Source organism: Pseudomonas sp. SWRI22 (genome assembly GCF_014268395.2).
In the GTDB taxonomy this organism is placed as follows: domain Bacteria; phylum Pseudomonadota; class Gammaproteobacteria; order Pseudomonadales; family Pseudomonadaceae; genus Aquipseudomonas; species Aquipseudomonas paracarnis.
Genome location: NZ_JABWQK020000001.1, coordinates 300,301 through 315,930 on the forward strand (window position 1 = coordinate 300,301; position 15,630 = coordinate 315,930).

General features: G+C 58.8%; 14 protein-coding genes. 9 read left to right on the forward strand and 5 right to left on the reverse strand.

The features are described from left to right. Window positions 1-98 precede the first annotated feature (98 nt). Entirely contained in the window at window positions 99-1,388 is a 1,290-nt protein-coding gene (locus HU730_RS01355) for an SDR family oxidoreductase (RefSeq protein ID WP_186527290.1), read from the reverse strand. Between the two features lie 80 nt (window positions 1,389-1,468). After that, window positions 1,469-2,233, reverse strand: coding sequence for an OBAP family protein (locus HU730_RS01360; RefSeq protein WP_060763619.1), 765 nt, complete (start codon window positions 2,231-2,233; stop codon window positions 1,469-1,471). Window positions 2,234-2,425: 192 nt separating this feature from the next. Here HU730_RS01360 and HU730_RS01365 point away from each other — a divergent pair, with 192 nt between their 5' ends. Next, on the forward strand, window positions 2,426-3,487 hold the full coding sequence (locus HU730_RS01365) for a M28 family peptidase (RefSeq protein WP_034127096.1): 1,062 nt from the start codon (window positions 2,426-2,428) through the stop codon (window positions 3,485-3,487). Window positions 3,488-3,521: 34 nt separating this feature from the next. Here HU730_RS01365 and HU730_RS01370 read toward each other — a convergent pair whose 3' ends face one another. Continuing rightward, the gene (locus HU730_RS01370; protein WP_034127097.1) at window positions 3,522-3,920 is read right to left on the reverse strand and encodes a low affinity iron permease family protein; all 399 of its coding nucleotides are present in this window, start codon (window positions 3,918-3,920) and stop codon (window positions 3,522-3,524) included. 123 nt (window positions 3,921-4,043) lie between these two features. Here HU730_RS01370 and HU730_RS01375 point away from each other — a divergent pair, with 123 nt between their 5' ends. Further along, a complete protein-coding gene (locus HU730_RS01375; protein ID WP_186527307.1) occupies window positions 4,044-4,544 on the forward strand; it encodes a CinA family protein in 501 nt (166 codons plus the stop codon). Between the two features lie 19 nt (window positions 4,545-4,563). Here the strand turns inward: HU730_RS01375 and HU730_RS01380 are convergent, their stop codons facing one another. Continuing rightward, window positions 4,564-4,842 carry a hypothetical protein gene (locus HU730_RS01380; RefSeq protein ID WP_020303212.1) on the reverse strand — a complete coding sequence of 93 codons (279 nt, stop codon included), beginning with the start codon at window positions 4,840-4,842 and terminating at the stop codon, window positions 4,564-4,566. 5 nt (window positions 4,843-4,847) lie between these two features. Next, window positions 4,848-5,102 carry a hypothetical protein gene (locus HU730_RS01385; RefSeq protein ID WP_014718023.1) on the reverse strand — a complete coding sequence of 85 codons (255 nt, stop codon included), beginning with the start codon at window positions 5,100-5,102 and terminating at the stop codon, window positions 4,848-4,850. A gap of 192 nt (window positions 5,103-5,294) precedes the next feature. On the opposite strand from HU730_RS01385, the gene HU730_RS01390 reads away from it, so the two are divergent. The 7 genes from HU730_RS01390 to HU730_RS01420 all read left to right on the forward strand — a co-directional run bounded on the left by HU730_RS01390 (window position 5,295) and on the right by HU730_RS01420 (window position 14,957). Further along, window positions 5,295-6,506, forward strand: coding sequence for an EAL domain-containing response regulator (locus HU730_RS01390; RefSeq protein ID WP_186527289.1), 1,212 nt, complete (start codon window positions 5,295-5,297; stop codon window positions 6,504-6,506). Between the two features lie 20 nt (window positions 6,507-6,526). Further along, window positions 6,527-6,949: a hypothetical protein gene (locus HU730_RS01395; protein WP_032892354.1), complete on the forward strand. Its 423-nt coding sequence runs from the start codon at window positions 6,527-6,529 to the stop codon at window positions 6,947-6,949. A 137-nt stretch (window positions 6,950-7,086) separates the two neighbouring features. Beyond that, a complete protein-coding gene (locus HU730_RS01400; protein WP_054895709.1) occupies window positions 7,087-8,421 on the forward strand; it encodes an EAL domain-containing protein in 1,335 nt (444 codons plus the stop codon). A 324-nt stretch (window positions 8,422-8,745) separates the two neighbouring features. Beyond that, window positions 8,746-9,411: a response regulator transcription factor gene (locus HU730_RS01405; RefSeq protein ID WP_032892352.1), complete on the forward strand. Its 666-nt coding sequence runs from the start codon at window positions 8,746-8,748 to the stop codon at window positions 9,409-9,411. A 151-nt stretch (window positions 9,412-9,562) separates the two neighbouring features. Then, window positions 9,563-10,228 (forward strand): response regulator transcription factor, encoded by a 666-nt coding sequence (locus HU730_RS01410; RefSeq protein ID WP_003190442.1) that lies wholly within the window; start codon window positions 9,563-9,565, stop codon window positions 10,226-10,228. A 29-nt stretch (window positions 10,229-10,257) separates the two neighbouring features. Further along, on the forward strand, window positions 10,258-12,618 hold the full coding sequence (locus HU730_RS01415) for an ATP-binding protein (protein ID WP_054895708.1): 2,361 nt from the start codon (window positions 10,258-10,260) through the stop codon (window positions 12,616-12,618). Next, window positions 12,615-14,957: a transporter substrate-binding domain-containing protein gene (locus HU730_RS01420; RefSeq protein WP_127882092.1), complete on the forward strand. Its 2,343-nt coding sequence runs from the start codon at window positions 12,615-12,617 to the stop codon at window positions 14,955-14,957. The genes HU730_RS01415 and HU730_RS01420 overlap by 4 nt, the downstream gene beginning before the upstream one ends. Window positions 14,958-15,630: the final 673 nt, after the last annotated feature.

Sequence of the window (15,630 nt, forward strand, 5' to 3'; positions counted from 1 at the left end):
TTAAACATTGACGTGACTGATCCACCGCCTTCGCGAGCAAGCCCGCTCCCACAGAGAAGTTGTGCTTGACTGGCTGGTATTCGGGATTTGCCCCGTTTTCATTTGTGACGAGCCGAATATTTGCGCGCAACGACAACGCCGCCCACTAGCAGCGCTGCGCCTATTGCAACCATCCCATAGGGCGTACGGCGGGTTTGCCGCCAGCCGCCTTCGACACGACGTTCGCCGCTTGCCGGGGTGTAGAGGTTGCCCGTAGAGGTCACGGCGCGCGGGCTGCGCTCCAGGCCGAGGCGGGTGAGCCAACCGGATAACCGGGCAAAGCCGGGCAGCAAAAAATGCGCGACGCGGGCCACGGTGGCAGCGCTGCCTACCGTGGTGCTGTCCCTCGGTTGCAGCGCACAGGCCACCATCGCTTGCGCGACTTTATGTGGGTCGTAGACCGGTGGCGGTGGCGTCAAGGTGTGGCCGGTAAAATTGCCGCCATCGCGAAAGCCCGGTGTGTCCATCACGGCGGGATAGATGTCGCACACATGAATATCGGGGTAATCAGTCAGCTCGCCACGCAGTGCTTCAGTCAGGCCGCGCAGGCCGTATTTACTGGCCGAGTAGGCGACGGCATAGGGCTGGGCTACCCAACTGCCCAGCGACAAGGTGTTGATCAGAATGCCGCGGTGCTGGGCTTTGAAATAGGGCCACACCACATGGGCGCCGCGCAGGTACCCGAGCAGGTCGGTTTGCAGCACCTGTTCGTGGGCTTCCAGCGGCGTGTCCTCGAAACTGCCGACGGCGCCTACTCCGGCGTTGTTGATCCAGATATCGATGCGGCCATTGCCGAAGGCCGCCGCCTGTTCGGCAAGGGCGCGCATCTGGTCGCCCTGGGTTACATCGGTTTTAACGGCGATGGCCTCGGCGCCACGCGCAGCGCATTCCTCGACGACCTCTCCCAACGCCTTTTCATCTCGGGCCGCCAATACCAAGCGGGTACTTTGCTCGGCAAAGGCGTGAGCAGCCGCGCGACCAATGCCACTGGAGGCGCCGGTGATCACCACGGTCTTGCCGTGCAGTTTCCCCTTGGCCTGCATGACGCCAGGCGAATCCTCGGGCACGTGGACGGGCACCGGGTGCAGTTGCAGGCGGGTACCGTCAGTCAGTATCAGGGTCAGGTTTTCGACGGTGCCAGCGACGCGGTCGGGAAACACCGGTTCGCCTGTGGCGTCGAGCTCATCATAGATAAAAGTCTGGCCTTCAAGCCATCCGACGGCCGTCATCAATTCAGGGCCCAGGTAGTACTTTCCGTCCAGGAAAAACCCGCTGAAGTTCGGTGTGCGCTCCAGGTTTTCCACGGCGTATCGCTCGCCAGGCCTCATTCCGGTTGCGGTATCAATCATTATGACATCCTCCTTTTACTGGTCTTGGGTAGAGAAAGGCCCGCAAATGATCGTTCAATCCAAATGACTGAATGGCGGTGTCAATGTTGATGGGCCTTCAGGGTCGGGTCGGCGATCTGGATAACCGTGCCCTGGCGCCACGCGTCCGCCCCAGGGGCGATGGGCGGCGCGGGGATATCGGCGCGCGTCTTTTTCTTGTCGGCACTGTCGATGCCCAGTCGTTTATCGCGTTCGGCGACCATACGCGGGTCAGCCTGGCCGTCTGCGGTAAACCCCATCATCAACTGAGGCACGCCTAACGGCAGGCGTTTATCCAGATCGGTATGCCAGGTGTGCCAGGTCTTGCCGTAGGTGTGCACCAGCTTCTCCATCAGCGCATGTTCCGCCGCCTCAGGAATGCCCGGCGCGACCAGTTGCCCTGACTTCACTTCATGCACATGGCTATGCCACAACGCCTTTTCAGGCGCGGGCAACGTGTTGAACTGCGCCTCGCTGATGATGTACTCCACGCCCATCAACTTGGCATCCTTGCGGTTGCCGTCGTAGATCACACACTGGATGACCTCCTCGTTGAGGATTGCGCAGTAGTGATGGGCTTCCATTTGCACATCGGGATGGCCGTTGTAGAAGTGAAAACCGTCCAGGTAGGCGTTCAGGGCATCAATCGGTGGGCGTGATTGCAGCAGGGCGGCGCCGGCTTCCAGCGTTCGGGTCGAAGGTGTTGTCGGCTTCCCAGGTGCCTCGACATTCGAAGGTGAGTTGTTGCCAGCGCAGGCGCTGAGCAGGGCCAGCGTCACTGCTGCGGCCAGGGATTGGGTCACTTGATGGATGGGGTTGTCAGTCATGGTCGGCTGCCTCCTGTTGCCGGTGTGTTCATGCGCGATGATCAAAGCCAGGTTTGATCCTGTTCTCGTTGGAAAGACGCGCGTACGGGGCGTTCAAAATGCTTTGAGTTGAACACTCACTCATTCATCAGGTCGTTTTTTATAGAGGCGCTGACAGCGCAATTGCTTACCTGCCAGTGAGGTGTTCATCCCATGCACAAGACTGAAAATCCAGCGTCGACGCTGCTTACCCAATTGCTCCGGGCACGCGGGCCGGGCGGTCAGGAGGACGAGGTGCGCGCCATTTGCCTGGAAAGCCTGACGCCGTTGTGCGATGAGGCCTGGGTCGATCCGGCGGGTAATGTGGTGGGTTTGATCAAGGGCAAGCACAGCGATGCCGAGCCTGCCGGTGCGGTTAAAGTCATGGCGCATATGGATGAGATCGCCATGGTGGTTAAACGCGTCGAGGCGGATGGCACGTTGCGGGTGACGGCGCTGGGTGGGGCCAACCCGGTCAACTTTGGCGTGTGCCCGGTGGATATCCTGGGGGACGCACGCATCCTTCCTGGCGTGCTGTCCTTTGGCTCGATGCACGCCACCAGTAATACGGCACAAGGGGCTGATGTGCTCTCGGGCGATGTGCACTGGAACGACGTTCATGTGATCACGCGATGCACTGCCCAGGCATTACGCGAGCACGGCATTCGGCCCGGAAGCCGTGTGGTGCTGAGCCGTCATTGGCGTGAGCCCTTCCAAGTGGGCGATGCCATTGCCGCGCATTTTCTGGATGACCGCGCCCCGATTGCTGCCGTTCTGCATACGGCCCAGCTGCTGGCTTCGCGCCGGGAGGCGTTGGCCAGGGATGTCTATCTGGTATTCACCACGCTCGAAGAGGAGTGCAATGCCGGGGCAATGTATGCCGCGTCGACGCTACCAGGCGACACCACCATCGCGGTGGAGGTGGGGCCGGTGATGCAGGAATACGGCACGCGCCTGGCCGTCGACCCGATCATCAATACGGGGGACCAGAAAGGCTATTACACCCGGGCGGTGGTCAACGACCTGGCGGCTGCCGCAGAGCGCTGCGGCTACAGCCCCCAATATGCGCTGTTGGTGGATTTCGCTTCGGATGCCAGTGCGGTCATGAGTAACGGGACCTGCGCCCGCGCCGGCTGCCTGGCCATTCCAACGGAAAATACCCATGGTTATGAATTGATTGTGGATGGGGCGGTGCAGGCCTGTGCCGCGACATTGGCCGAGTACCTTGCAACCTGATAGACGGGGCAAGGTACGCTGACCGGTGTGGGGCTCAGATCGGGCCGCTTGAAGAATCCGCCTCCTGCCTGATGTCATCGGCCGCGTTGGGTTGCCCCAGCTTGCTGTATTGCTCACGCAGTTTCTGTAGCTCTCGCGACCCGAGCTTATCCAGGCTCAACGCCGCATTGTGAGCTTCTTTGGTGGCACGAATCAGCTCGTCCAGTTTCAGATGAAGAATATCGTTGTCGCGGTTCTGGGTATTCTGGATCAGGAACACCATCAGGAAGGTGATGATGGTGGTGGAGGTGTTGATGATTAACTGCCAGGTGTCGTTGTATTGAAAATAAGGCCCGGTGAGCGCCCAAACAGCAATCAAGCTGACGGCCGTCAGAAAGGTTTTTGAGCTGCCCGCCTGGTTGGAGAGTTTTTGGCAGAATTTCGCGAACTTCATGGTGCTGTCTCCTGGGGGATGTTCCTCTGTAGACCCCAGCAGATTTTCGAAATTCTTTTTTACAAATCGATTTTTTTTGACAAAAATCAATCAGCAACACCCCTCTGCACAGGAGCGTTCAGCATGTCGGTCGCTGCTTCTATCGTTGAATACCTCAAGCACCATCAATTGGTCATCACGACGGCGGAGTCGTGTACCGCAGGCAAGATCATCACCTTGCTTTCCCAGGTCGACGGCAGCGGTTCATGGATCGAAAGCGGGTACGTGGTGTATTCGCCAGAGGCGAAACAGCGGCTGTTAAACGTACGCCCTTACACCATCGAAACGTTCAACCTCACCAGTTGTGAGGTCGCCCAGGAAATGGCCCAAGGCGCGCTGCGCGACAGCCCCGCCGATGTGGCGGTCGCCACCACTGGCCTGCTGGGGCCGGATGGAATTGATGGCATTCCCCCAGGCACTGTCTGTTTTGCCTGGGCCTATCGAAACGGCGGGGCACTGAGTGTTTTCAGTCGCAAGGAACGCTTTATGGGTTCTCGTGAGCAGGTGCAGTTGGCCGCGTCTCTTCATGCATTGAAATGGCTGCCGCATTTTCACCAACGGGCGATGGTCGGTGAACGCGCCTAATGCTGCCAAGTGTGCGCGTTTACGGCTGCGGTTCGATGTCCATCAGCAAGTCGCCGTTGGTCAAGGATTCAGCCTCCTGCACCACGCCACGATAGGCCTGACCATTCCATTCAAAGCTAATCCAGTGGGCCTTCGGCAATAGCTTTGGCCATGGCGGTGCAAGCCGCAACTGCACGCCGGGCGCAGTGCGCACAAGTTGCCCCATGCATTCGCTGGCGAGCGTGTTCACACCGAACAGCGTGTCATGCAGGTATTGAATGTTGACCGGTTGCAGCGTTGCGTCAGTAGCGTCTGGCATATCTGTTACCCCACCGATGACAGCCAGAAAGACTGTCTGGCGATGACCATTTCTTCACGTATTTCCCGCACAAGCCGGTTGATCCCCGAAACACCGTGGTAGTGGGCGCGGTTGATGTTGGCGATGGTGAATTGGTCCATACCGTGCGCCGTTACAGTGACTGAAAGGCTGCCGTCCGCGTTGAGTGCGCACTTGACCGCGCACTTGGGAAGGCGAGCGGACAGGGCCGTTTCGATTTCGGCTTTCGTTAACGTATCCATGAGTTCACCGCATAAAGGACTCAGCGCGTTAAGGCTAGCTCAGAATCAGTTGGCGTAAATACTGGCAAGGTAATGGCTGCTGGGGCAGATGTTCTACCTTACATATTTCTGGCCCTTTCTAGGAGCGTTCCTAAATACGCCGGCTGAAGGTCTGCCGATAATTCGCACATCCCCACTTATGTGTGCTCTGCCATGTCCTTCCTACCTATTCGTGTTCTGGTCATCGAAGAACACCCGTTCAAGCGGCTTGTTGCCACCCAGGTGTTCCGGGAGGTCGGGTGTGAAGAGGTGGCCGCCGTTGCCGATGTCGTGGCGGCCGTTGAGTTGCTCGAGCGTACCGGGCCTGTCGATATCGCCTTGTGCAACTTGAAGGACGAGGGCGCACACGGCTTGAGGGCCATCGAAGTGCTCGGCCGTGGCCACTTGGCTAAAGCGCTCATTATGTTCAGCGCCCATGGCACGGACCTGCACGATGCAATTGATCGCATGGCAGGCCTGTTGGGCATCAGTGTATTGGGTTATGTGGACTTCCCGGTGCCAGCAAGCGCCATTGCGCCTATGCTCAGCCGCTACTTGGAGAGGATTGGCGCGCCGACAAAGCAGGCGCGCCGAAGCAGCCGGTCTGGGTTCTTGAGCAAGGCCTGCGTGGCTGGGGGTTTTTCAAGGCATGAGTTCAAGGCGTTCTTCCAGCCCAAGTTCAATTTGAGCACGGGGCACGTGCGCGGTTTTGAAGTGCTGGCGCGTTGGCAACATCCACAGTACGGCCTGTTGTATCCGGCAGATTGTTTGCCGCTGCTCGCTCAAGTTGGCGCATTGGATGAACTGTTCTTCGCGCTGTTGCAACAAGGCCTTGAGTTCTTGCAGCAGTCGGCAGAGCAGCAGGTCTTATCGCTGGCATTCAACCTGGAGTCCGACCAGCTCGGTCGTGGCTCATTATTGCCGCGTCTTTGCGATTCACTCCAATCCCACGCCATTGCTGCGTGTCGTCTGACGTTTGAAATCACTGAATGCGGCCTGCTGGAAGTTTCTCCCGCCGTGCTCGACACCCTGATACGACTGCGCATGATGGGTGCCGGCCTGTCGATTGATGACTTCGGCACCGGCTATTCCTCGCTGGAGCGCCTGTGCCAGTTGCCGTTTACCGAAATCAAACTGGACGCCGCATTTACCCGCGATCTTCAAAGCAGTGCGCGCAACCGTGCCGTGGTCAGTAGCACATTGGCACTGGGCGAGGCACTGGGCATGCGAGTGGTGGTGGAGGGCGTCGAGAACGAAAGCCAGCGCCAGGGATTACTGAAGCTGGGATGCAACGAGGCCCAGGGCTATCTCTGTGCTCGTCCCATGAACGCTGCGCGCGCGTTGGCCTGGCTGGCGACCCAGTTGAACTCGCGCAGCAATATTTGATGTCAATCAGGAGGGCTTTTATGTCCAATCCACGTTTGCGGATCGCGTTGGTAGATAGCGATGCCACCCGGCGAATGAGTATTGAAAAAGACCTTGGCCATTTGGGATACCACCGCGTTGTGCCTGTCGATTCCCTCAAGGTGTTGATTACGTTATTGGATAACGCAAGGGATGTATTTGATCTGTTGGTGATCAATGAAGAAACCGTGCACGCGGCGGGCGCACAGTTTAAGCAAATGCTTGAGGAGTACGCGTGTGTCAGACACTCATTGATTTATCAGGGCGTGACCCTGCAAGCGTTTCCCGATAATCCAGTCACGGCGCAACGCTGCGGCTTTATTGCCTCCGGTGTTCCGGACCGATCGATTCTGGCGCGCGTCATGGATCGGGTGGATGTGCAAATAAAACAGCGCTCGGGCAGACCGTTGCTGGAATCCAATTAATCCTGATGTGAGCTATTGCACGCTTTTCGCGGGACCCGCCACCGCCTCAGTTTTATGCTTTTAGTCCCATTCCTATTTGCTTCTTTTTAGGCACTGATAAGCTTTTTCGCTGAAACAATCTCGGGAAATTCTTTGTCATGATCTTAAATGCCGCCGTGCCTAACGAGTTCAGCGCCCTGCGCGTGATCACGTTGGCAACCGACCCTGCGTGTGTCTTGCGCCTCGCCTCTGCGTTGGGTGGCATGGGGGTCACGCCGCTGGCCACGGTCGCCTCGTTGGAGGCGCTGCAGGCGTGGTTAAGCGCGCACCGCGTGGACATCATCGTGTGCGAAATCCGCTCCGAGTGTGGCGATGGCTTGATGTTGCCAAGTGTGCTCAAAGCACTGCATGACGCGGGTACGTTAATGCAGTTTCCGAGTATTTTCTGGACCGGCGAAACCACCCTGAATGTGCAGGAAAATTTGATCGAAGCAACAGTTACACCGGCGTGCGAAGCGCCCGCTAAGCAGTTGTGGGTCAAGCACATGGGCGGCGTAGCCATCAGCGCACTGGAATCCCATTCGCGCCTGGCGCAGTCGGCGGGAATCAGCGTGCAGATCTTGCGTGACGGTGGCCCGCTGGAGCTGGGCGATGCCTTGCGCACGGTGCTGCTGACCCTCGCTCAACCGGACCCCAAGCTGCAGGCCATGACGTTTGAGTCGCTGGCTGAGGATGAAGTCATCAACGCCCTGACCACCGGCGAGGGATTGCGCTTTGTCTTTCAGCCACAGTTCGAGTTGCTGAGCCGGCGCATCGTCGGCGCTGAGGCGTTGGTGCGCTGGAAGCACCCGCGCTTTGGTGAAATTCCGCCTGCGGTGTTGATGCCGCTGGTCAACCGTCTCGGCCTGGACCTGTTGCTGTTCAGCCTGGTGGAGATGTGGACTCTGCGCGTGATGCTAGCGTTAAAGCGCGAAAACATTACGATCCCTATCGCGGTGAATGCGTCGGCCAAGACCCTGTGCACCCCCAATTTTGCCGAGCGCCTGGCCTTGCGCATGCGCCAGGCAGATCTGCCGAGCCGCTTGCTGAAAGTCGAACTGACCGAAGATGTGCAGGAGCCGGATGAGCTGCATCTTTCGGCGTCATTGACGACTATTCGCGCCAAGGGTTTTCAGGTTTCGCTGGATGACTTCGGCAGCGGCGCAGCCACTTTCAAGCTGTTGGCGAACCTGTCGTTTGATGAAATGAAAATCGACGGCTCGTTTGTGCGCGGTGTCGAGCAGCACGCCTCGTCACGCAAGGTGATCGCAGGCATTGTGAACTGGGCAGGTCTGCTTAACCTGAGCCTGGTGGCGGAGGGGATCGAGGACGAGTCCACGATCCCCCTGCTGCACCGCCTGGGTTGCCGGGTAGGGCAGGGCTATGCGCTGGCGCGCCCGATGGAAATAGACGCCTTCTTGAACTTTGTGATTGAGCGGGAAAAGAACGGCTGAGGCTGTAAAGTTTGGCGGGCAGGTAAGTATTGGAACTTGATGTGTGTAGGTCAGCTCTTGGTTTTTAGGAGTTTTCTTATATTAAGTTTTTCGCAGATCTATTAAGTTTTATACCGTTGTTATTGTGAAGAATTGGCGCATTTTTTAACTGCGATGGTGAGCCTGTGCGCGTTAAGTTATAGGGAGTGAGCGTGTGGCGTGTGATGTTCAGTTGCACGGATGTAATTGATGAAATGGATGAGTCTGAGAGGACCTTAACTTATTCAGAGTGAGGCAGCGCTGTTGTCCATTTTTTTGCACGCTATACAGAGTGTTCCGTCATTTATGAAACGCCTACAAATTGCTTTGCTGGATGATCATGCAATCGTGCGGCATGGTTTGGTCAATCGGTTGGTACAGGAACCTGATTTTGAAGTGGTGGGGGTCTACGCTCGCAGTCGTGAGTTGATGGCCGGCCTGCTGACACACCCGGCCGAGGTGTTGTTGCTCGATTTTGTGCTCGGCCCTCATGAGCTGGATGGCATCCTGCTGATCCGTGCTCTGCGGGTAAAGTACCCGGGCTGCCGAATCCTGGTGTTTTCCACTCACCATGACGCGGCCACGGTGATTCTTGCCCTGCGCGTCGGTGCCCGTGGGTTTATCGGCAAGGGTGAAGACATGAGCCAATTGATCAGCGCAGTGCGGCTGGTGGCCTCGGGCGCTGTCTACCTGAGTGCTGACATGGCCTATCGGGTGGCCGAAGCCACGGCGGTCAACTATGACGGTGAGGAGCAATCACGCGATGACGCGATGCGTTTTGTCAGCTTGTCTGCGCGGGAGCAAGAGGTGATCCGCTGTTACCTGTCGGGCATGACCATCACCGAAATTGCTGAAAAATTCAGCCGCAGTATCAAGACCATCAGTTCGCAAAAGGCCTCGGCTTTTCGCAAGTTGGGCGTGATGTCCAACAACGAGCTGTTTCGGATCAAGCACATCATCGAGAGTGTTTAACGCTAAACGCAGGCCACGCCGACGCGCGCAAAAACAGCGGTAGGCGGGCGTGCCCTTTGGCGGTTGTTGCATATACTCCTTGAAGTGCCGTAATAGCTGTCCCTGTTATTTGACCGCGCCACCTAAGCGGGGCCAAGTGGGTTCGAATACGATGAAACCTGTACGCATTGCTCTATTGGACGACCACGCTGTTGTTCGGCATGGGCTCGCCAACACCTTGGCGGCCGAGGCCAACTTTGACGTGGTTGGCATTTATGAAAAAAGCCGCGACTTGCTCGCCGGCCTGGTCAGCGCTCCGGCTGACCTGCTGCTGCTGGATTTCTCCCTGAGCCCCGACGAGATGGATGGCGTATCGCTGATCCGCGCCTTGCGGGTCAAGTTTCCCAGTTGCCAGATCCTGGTGTTGTCCGCCCATCATGACCCGGCTACCGTGGCCCTGGCCATGCGGGTCGGTGCCCGTGGCTTTGTTGGCAAGGGCGAGGACATGACGCAAGTGGTCAAGGCCATTCGCAAGGTGGTCTCCGGCGCGGTGTACCTGAGCACCGACATGACGTATCGCCTGGCGGAAACCGTCACCAGCGAGACGCGCAAAGACCCCAGCGAAGCCTCGGATGCCCTGGTCCAGGCCGAGCTGACCAGCCGTGAGCAGGAGGTGATCCGCTGCTATCTGGCGGGCATGACCGTGAGTGAAATCGCAGAAAAATTCAATCGCAGCATCAAGACCATCAGCACCCAGAAAACCTCAGCGTTTCGCAAATTGGGGGTCACCTCGAACAATGAACTGTTCAAACTCAATAAAATCATCGGCTCACCATGAGGCGATGGCGACCGGGTGCCCTCTTATTCATGTTGCTGATGCTGGATGCCGCGCTTGCCTGTGCGGCGCCGGTTGAGCTGACGGAGCAGGAGCGGCTGTGGATAGCGCAGCATCCGGTCCTTCGAGTGGGGGTGATGGAAAACCTGGTCCCCTTCGAGTACATGAGTAATGGCGTGCTGCAAGGGCGGCCGGTGCAGTACCTGCAATATGTGCGCGATGCCACGGGGCTTGAATTCACCTATGTGCCGGTCAAGACCCGGGCTGCACGTGAGCGCATGCTGTTGGATGGCCAGGTAGACCTGCTGTCTTCGCACTTTCGCTTTCGTGACGAGCCGCCTATCGAGGATCTTACCGCGCTGGTCTACGACACTACCGTGCCGATCATCGTGACCCGTGTCGACGACGCCGATATTTTTGACCTTGACCAGCTACAAGATAAAACGGTCGTGATCCCCGATGTGGAGTATTACGAGCAGTTGCTCAGAAAAAGGGCACCCCGAGCCACTCTGATCAAAAGCCCCCAGGCCTTGGCCATGCTGAACACCCTCCGGGACGGTGGTGCCGATGCAGTCGTGGCCTCCGAAGCCTTCTTGATGCCCTATTTGTATCGACAGTTTCAGGGCGTGCTGGAAATTTCTGGCGTGGTGGGCAGCAGCATGTTGGATGTGAACATGGCGGTGCGCACCGATAACGCCATGCTGGCCTCGATCATTGGCAAAGCCCTAGGCTCGATCAGCCCCTCACAACAGAATGCGATGTACGAGCATTGGTACCGGGACCTGGAGGTAGATGCGCCGACCCTGTGGGACATCGCCAGCCATTACTTGCATCTTTTGATCCTGGGCATGTTGGCGTTGATTGGCTTGTGTGTGCTGGTCTATCGCGGTTACCGCCAGCAGCGGCAGGCCGAGCGGAACGAGCAGGAAAAAACCATGTTCCTGGCGGTGATGGGTCACGAAATACGCTCGCCAATGAACGCCGTGCTGGCGGCCATGGAGCTGCTGTGGCACACCCGACTCAATGACCAGCAGCGCCACTTCGCGCACTTGGCCAACAGCGGCGCCAATATGCTGGTGCGCTTGCTCGATGATGTGCTGCACCGGCCGGATTCAGGGGCCAAGGCGTTACGTCTGACACTTGAGGCGACGGATGTCATCGCGCTGGTGCATGGCGTAGTGGGCTTGCATCGCCTGCGTGCGGGGGAAAAACACTTGAGTCTGAATGTGAGCGTGCAGACACCCCTGCCGTCGTTGTGGCTTGACCGTTCGCGGCTGACGCAGGTGTTTCATAACCTGTTGTCTAACGCCATCAAGTTCACCGATACCGGCGCTGTTGACATCACCCTGCGCCTGGAAGACTTGCTGGACGGTAAGCATCAGTTGCAGGTTGAAGTCCGCGACACCGGCATCGGTATGGGCGAAGCGGTGCAGGCCTCTTTGTTCCGGCCTTATGCCCAGGCGAGTCAGTCCTACAAGCGTGCGGGAGGCAGCGGCCTGGGGCTGATGATATGTCGGCAATTGGTCGATTTGATGCAAGGCTCGCTGACCCTGCGCAGCGAGCCGGGAGTGGGGACGTGTATCAACCTGTACTTGCCCGCAACCCTTGCCCCTGAGGCCGCTGAACCGACGCGAGCCCCAGCCCCAATGCCTTTGCATGTCACCGATGGTTTGCAGCTGCTGGTGGTGGAAGACACCCTGGCCAACCAGGAAGTGCTGCGGGCGCAAATCAGCGGGTTTGGTTGTGTGCCAGTGATTGCCGCCGATGCGGCCCAGGCCCGCGTGCGGTTCGCTGAGCGCGCTTACGCGTTGGTATTGATGGACTGCGACCTGCCGGATCAGGACGGCTACAGCCTGGTCTGCGAACTGCGGGCGCTCGAACAGCAATGGGGGCGAGCGCGCTGCCCGATCATTGCCATTTCCGCCTTGACCGGCGAGCAGCACCTTCAACGCTGCCTGGCGGCGGGCATGGATGGGGCGTTGAGCAAGCCCATACGTCTGGGGCAGTTGAGTGACGTGATCGAGCAGTGGTGCGGCGTCACGTTGGCGGCACCGCGTGCCAGCTTGATGGCCCCGACACTTGATCAGGCCGCTATCAACCGTGAGATGGCGGCCGACCTGGGGAGCCTGCTCAGGGCGATGGCGCTCTGTGATCGCCCTTCGGCCATCCATGTTGCCCATCGGTTACACGGCGCGGCACTGATCATCGAATGGCCGGCCCTGGCCCAGGCGGCCGCGCACATGGAGAACCTGTTGCGGGCAGAGGAGGGCTGGGGCAACCCGGTTTACGTGCACACGCTTCAGGCGTTGGTTCAGCACTGGCGTGCCGTGAGCGAGGAGACCCCGCTGGACATGCTGGCCATGGTCGCGCCGCCGCCGATGACGCAACAATGAAGGTTGTACGGTTGCGCCTGCTGCTGGGGTGGTTGCTGCTGGCAAGCGCGGGCCTGGCCGATGCGCAGGCCGACCCGCCGTCGATGACCTTGACCCAGCAAGAGCGTGACTGGATCGCCGCCAACCCCGTGCTGCGTGTCGGTGTGTTCGACAACCTGCTGCCCTTCGAGTACATCAGCGACGGCCAGTTGCGTGGGCTATCGGCCAAGTACCTGGGTTTGATTGCGGCGCGTACGGGCCTGCATTTTCAGTCGGTGGTCACCGGCAATCGTAGCGCCCGCAAGGACATGCTGATCAGCGGCGAGGTGGATATCTTGCCAACCCGGCGCCGCGACGACGATCCGGTCAAGGACCTGGGCATGCGCTATACGACGCCCTACAACACCAGTTCCACCATCCTCGTCAGCCGCTTTGGCCAACAGCCATTCGTGGACCTGGAACAACTTGCCGGCAAACGCCTGGTGATGTTGGGGCGCGAGGGGTATCAGGCGTTTTTGCAGCAGAAAGTCCCCGGCATAACGGTGATCTCCGGCCAGAACGCTGTCGACATCATGGCGATGGTCAAGGACGGTCGGGCGGATGCCGCCATCGCCTCTGAATGGTTACTGATCCCCTATCTTTCCCGGCAGTATCAGGGGGTGTTGCAAGTATCCGGGGTGGTGCCGCAATTGCACACCGGCGTGAGCATGGCGTTGCGTGACAGCGACGCGATCCTGTTGTCGATCCTGGAAAAAGTGCTGGGGTCCATCAGCAACGATGAGCGCAAAGCGATCTATGACGCCTGGTTCGATGACATGAACCTGGACATTCCGACGATCAAGGACATCGCCGAGCATTTCCAGGGTGAGTTGTGGCTGTTGCTGTCGGTGGTGCTGCTGTTGATCGCGTTCGCCTGGCAAAGCCGTCGTCAGCGCCGCCAGGCCGTGCAGAGCGAGCGGGAAAAGGCGATGTTTTTGGCGGTGGTCAGCCATGAAGTGCGTTCGCCGATGAACGCGGTGCTGGCGGCTATCGAGTTGTTGGAGCACACACCGCTGGACGAACAGCAGCGCCACTTCACTCAATTGGCCAACAGCGGCGCCAATACCTTGCTGCGGCTGGTGGATGACGTGCTGGACATTTCCAGGATGGAGGCCGGGGAACTGACCCTGACCCTGGAGCCTGTGGACCTCTGGGCCTTAGTCCAGCAGGTGGTGGAGGAGTATCGCGCCGGCGCCGAAGAAAAAGGCCTGTTGCTGACATTGAGTGGTGAACGCCCCAGCGGCCCCTTGATGCTGGAGGGCATGCGCTTGAGTCAGGTGCTGCGCAACCTGATCTCCAATGCGGTCAAGTTCACTGAGGTAGGCGGGGTGGAGGTGCAGCTCAAGGTGGTTGAATGGCCAGAGGTTCCTGTGCCGCACGTGCTGATCCGCATCATCGACAGCGGCATTGGCTTGTCACAGCAGGCGCAGGCCAGCCTGTTTCGGCCCTATGCACGGGCCAAGCACTCTTACAAACGTACCGGTGGTAGCGGGCTTGGCCTGGTGATTTGCCGTCGCCTCGTGAGGCTGATGTCGGGTGAGCTGACCCTCAACAGCACCCAAGGCGTGGGTACTGAGGTTGAAGTCAAACTGTCTGTCGAGTGGGCCAAGACCCTGGATATACCCCAGGCTGAAGCGGCGCAGGCCCAAGTGGAGGGTAACGGTGTACACGTGTTGGTGGTGCAGGCGCCTGTGACCGGCCAACAGACACTGCCTGCACACCTGCAAGCGCTGGGTTGTAGGGTGTTGCTGGCGGTTGATGGCGCCCAAGGGTTGACGCTATTCAATGTGCGACGGGTCGATATGGTATTGATCGATTGCGACTTGCCAAACAGTGAAATCGAGCCGCTGGCGGGCGCCTTTCGTGAGTTGGAGCAGGTGTTGCAGCGTGCCCATTGTCCGCTTGTAGCTGTCGCGGGCTTCAGCGATAACGAGCACCTTGAGCGTTGTTTTGATGCGGGGCTCGACGGGGTGCTGGTCAAGCCGGTTACACCGGCCAAGTTGCAGCAGATGATCGAGCTTTGGTGTGACATGCCGCAAGGTCCGCTGCCGGCAATGCCCAAGGAAGAGCCAGAGGAGGAGTCGCATATCCTGCGCACGGCCTTCAACGACTTGATCGAGGCACTGGCCTTGCGCGAGCGAAGCCAAGCGTTGCAGGCAGTTCAGCGTCTGCACGAGGCGGCGCTGGGGCTGGAGCGGGACGACCTGGTGGGCACTGTCGAAAGCCTGGGACGGCTATTGCGCGATGAGCGTGACTGGCCAGCGCAGCAGATTGCCGAGCGTCTCAGCGTGCTGCTTGGTCAAAGGCCTGCGCCAGCATAGCCTCGTTGCTGTACCCGCTCGTTCTCACAGGTGGGGCTTGCCTTAATGCCGTTCAGTTAAGCGTATATCGCCCTCTGTAGGAGCGAGCTTGCTCGCGAAAAACGTCAACGATAATGTGTGCTTCCTGAATGAGCGCGGCGCCTGTGAGTTTTTCGCGAGCAAGCTCGCTCCTACAAAATGCCTTAACTGAACGGCATTAGAGCTTGCCTGCGATAGCCATGGGTATCTATACAACTCTGTAGCGCTCAATGGTAACCACGATGCGAAGCGAGCCGCTCAGGCGGCCCCCAAATCACTGGCGGATTACGGGCACACCGCGCCTGGGCGAGGTGCCGAGTGGTGGGGCAAGAGCGTTTTGCTTGCTTTTGCGCTGTTCAAAAGGGAGCCGCCGTCAGGGCGGAACCCTAGGTGGCCGTTACCGCAGGAACGGATATGTACCCAATCCAACTGTGTTGACTGTCAGGTCGCCTTCGCGAGCAAGCCCGCTCCCACAGTTGGATCGCGGGGCGCCAGGTAAATAAGCGTCGGCTGTCAGGCCGCCACGGGTCCAGCCTAACCTCGAAGTTGTGTAGATGCTTAGGCTGCGATAACGGTGGGTCAATCAACATCTGATGATCAGAATAACGATGACCCATTATATAAGCTGGATTTAAATATACCGTTCAGGCGCGCT

Excerpts from the sequence above, each read along its gene's own strand:
- HU730_RS01355 (WP_186527290.1), bottom strand. The coding sequence starts at position 1,388 with ATGATTGATACCGCAACCGGAATGAGGCCTGGCGAGCGATACGCCGTG.
- HU730_RS01360 (WP_060763619.1), bottom strand. The coding sequence starts at position 2,233 with ATGACTGACAACCCCATCCATCAAGTGACCCAATCCCTGGCCGCAGCA.
- HU730_RS01365 (WP_034127096.1), top strand. The coding sequence starts at position 2,426 with ATGCACAAGACTGAAAATCCAGCGTCGACGCTGCTTACCCAATTGCTC.
- HU730_RS01370 (WP_034127097.1), bottom strand. The coding sequence starts at position 3,920 with ATGAAGTTCGCGAAATTCTGCCAAAAACTCTCCAACCAGGCGGGCAGC.
- HU730_RS01375 (WP_186527307.1), top strand. The coding sequence starts at position 4,044 with ATGTCGGTCGCTGCTTCTATCGTTGAATACCTCAAGCACCATCAATTG.
- HU730_RS01380 (WP_020303212.1), bottom strand. The coding sequence starts at position 4,842 with ATGCCAGACGCTACTGACGCAACGCTGCAACCGGTCAACATTCAATAC.
- HU730_RS01385 (WP_014718023.1), bottom strand. The coding sequence starts at position 5,102 with ATGGATACGTTAACGAAAGCCGAAATCGAAACGGCCCTGTCCGCTCGC.
- HU730_RS01390 (WP_186527289.1), top strand. The coding sequence starts at position 5,295 with ATGTCCTTCCTACCTATTCGTGTTCTGGTCATCGAAGAACACCCGTTC.
- HU730_RS01395 (WP_032892354.1), top strand. The coding sequence starts at position 6,527 with ATGTCCAATCCACGTTTGCGGATCGCGTTGGTAGATAGCGATGCCACC.
- HU730_RS01400 (WP_054895709.1), top strand. The coding sequence starts at position 7,087 with ATGATCTTAAATGCCGCCGTGCCTAACGAGTTCAGCGCCCTGCGCGTG.
- HU730_RS01405 (WP_032892352.1), top strand. The coding sequence starts at position 8,746 with ATGAAACGCCTACAAATTGCTTTGCTGGATGATCATGCAATCGTGCGG.
- HU730_RS01410 (WP_003190442.1), top strand. The coding sequence starts at position 9,563 with ATGAAACCTGTACGCATTGCTCTATTGGACGACCACGCTGTTGTTCGG.
- HU730_RS01415 (WP_054895708.1), top strand. The coding sequence starts at position 10,258 with ATGTTGCTGATGCTGGATGCCGCGCTTGCCTGTGCGGCGCCGGTTGAG.
- HU730_RS01420 (WP_127882092.1), top strand. The coding sequence starts at position 12,615 with ATGAAGGTTGTACGGTTGCGCCTGCTGCTGGGGTGGTTGCTGCTGGCA.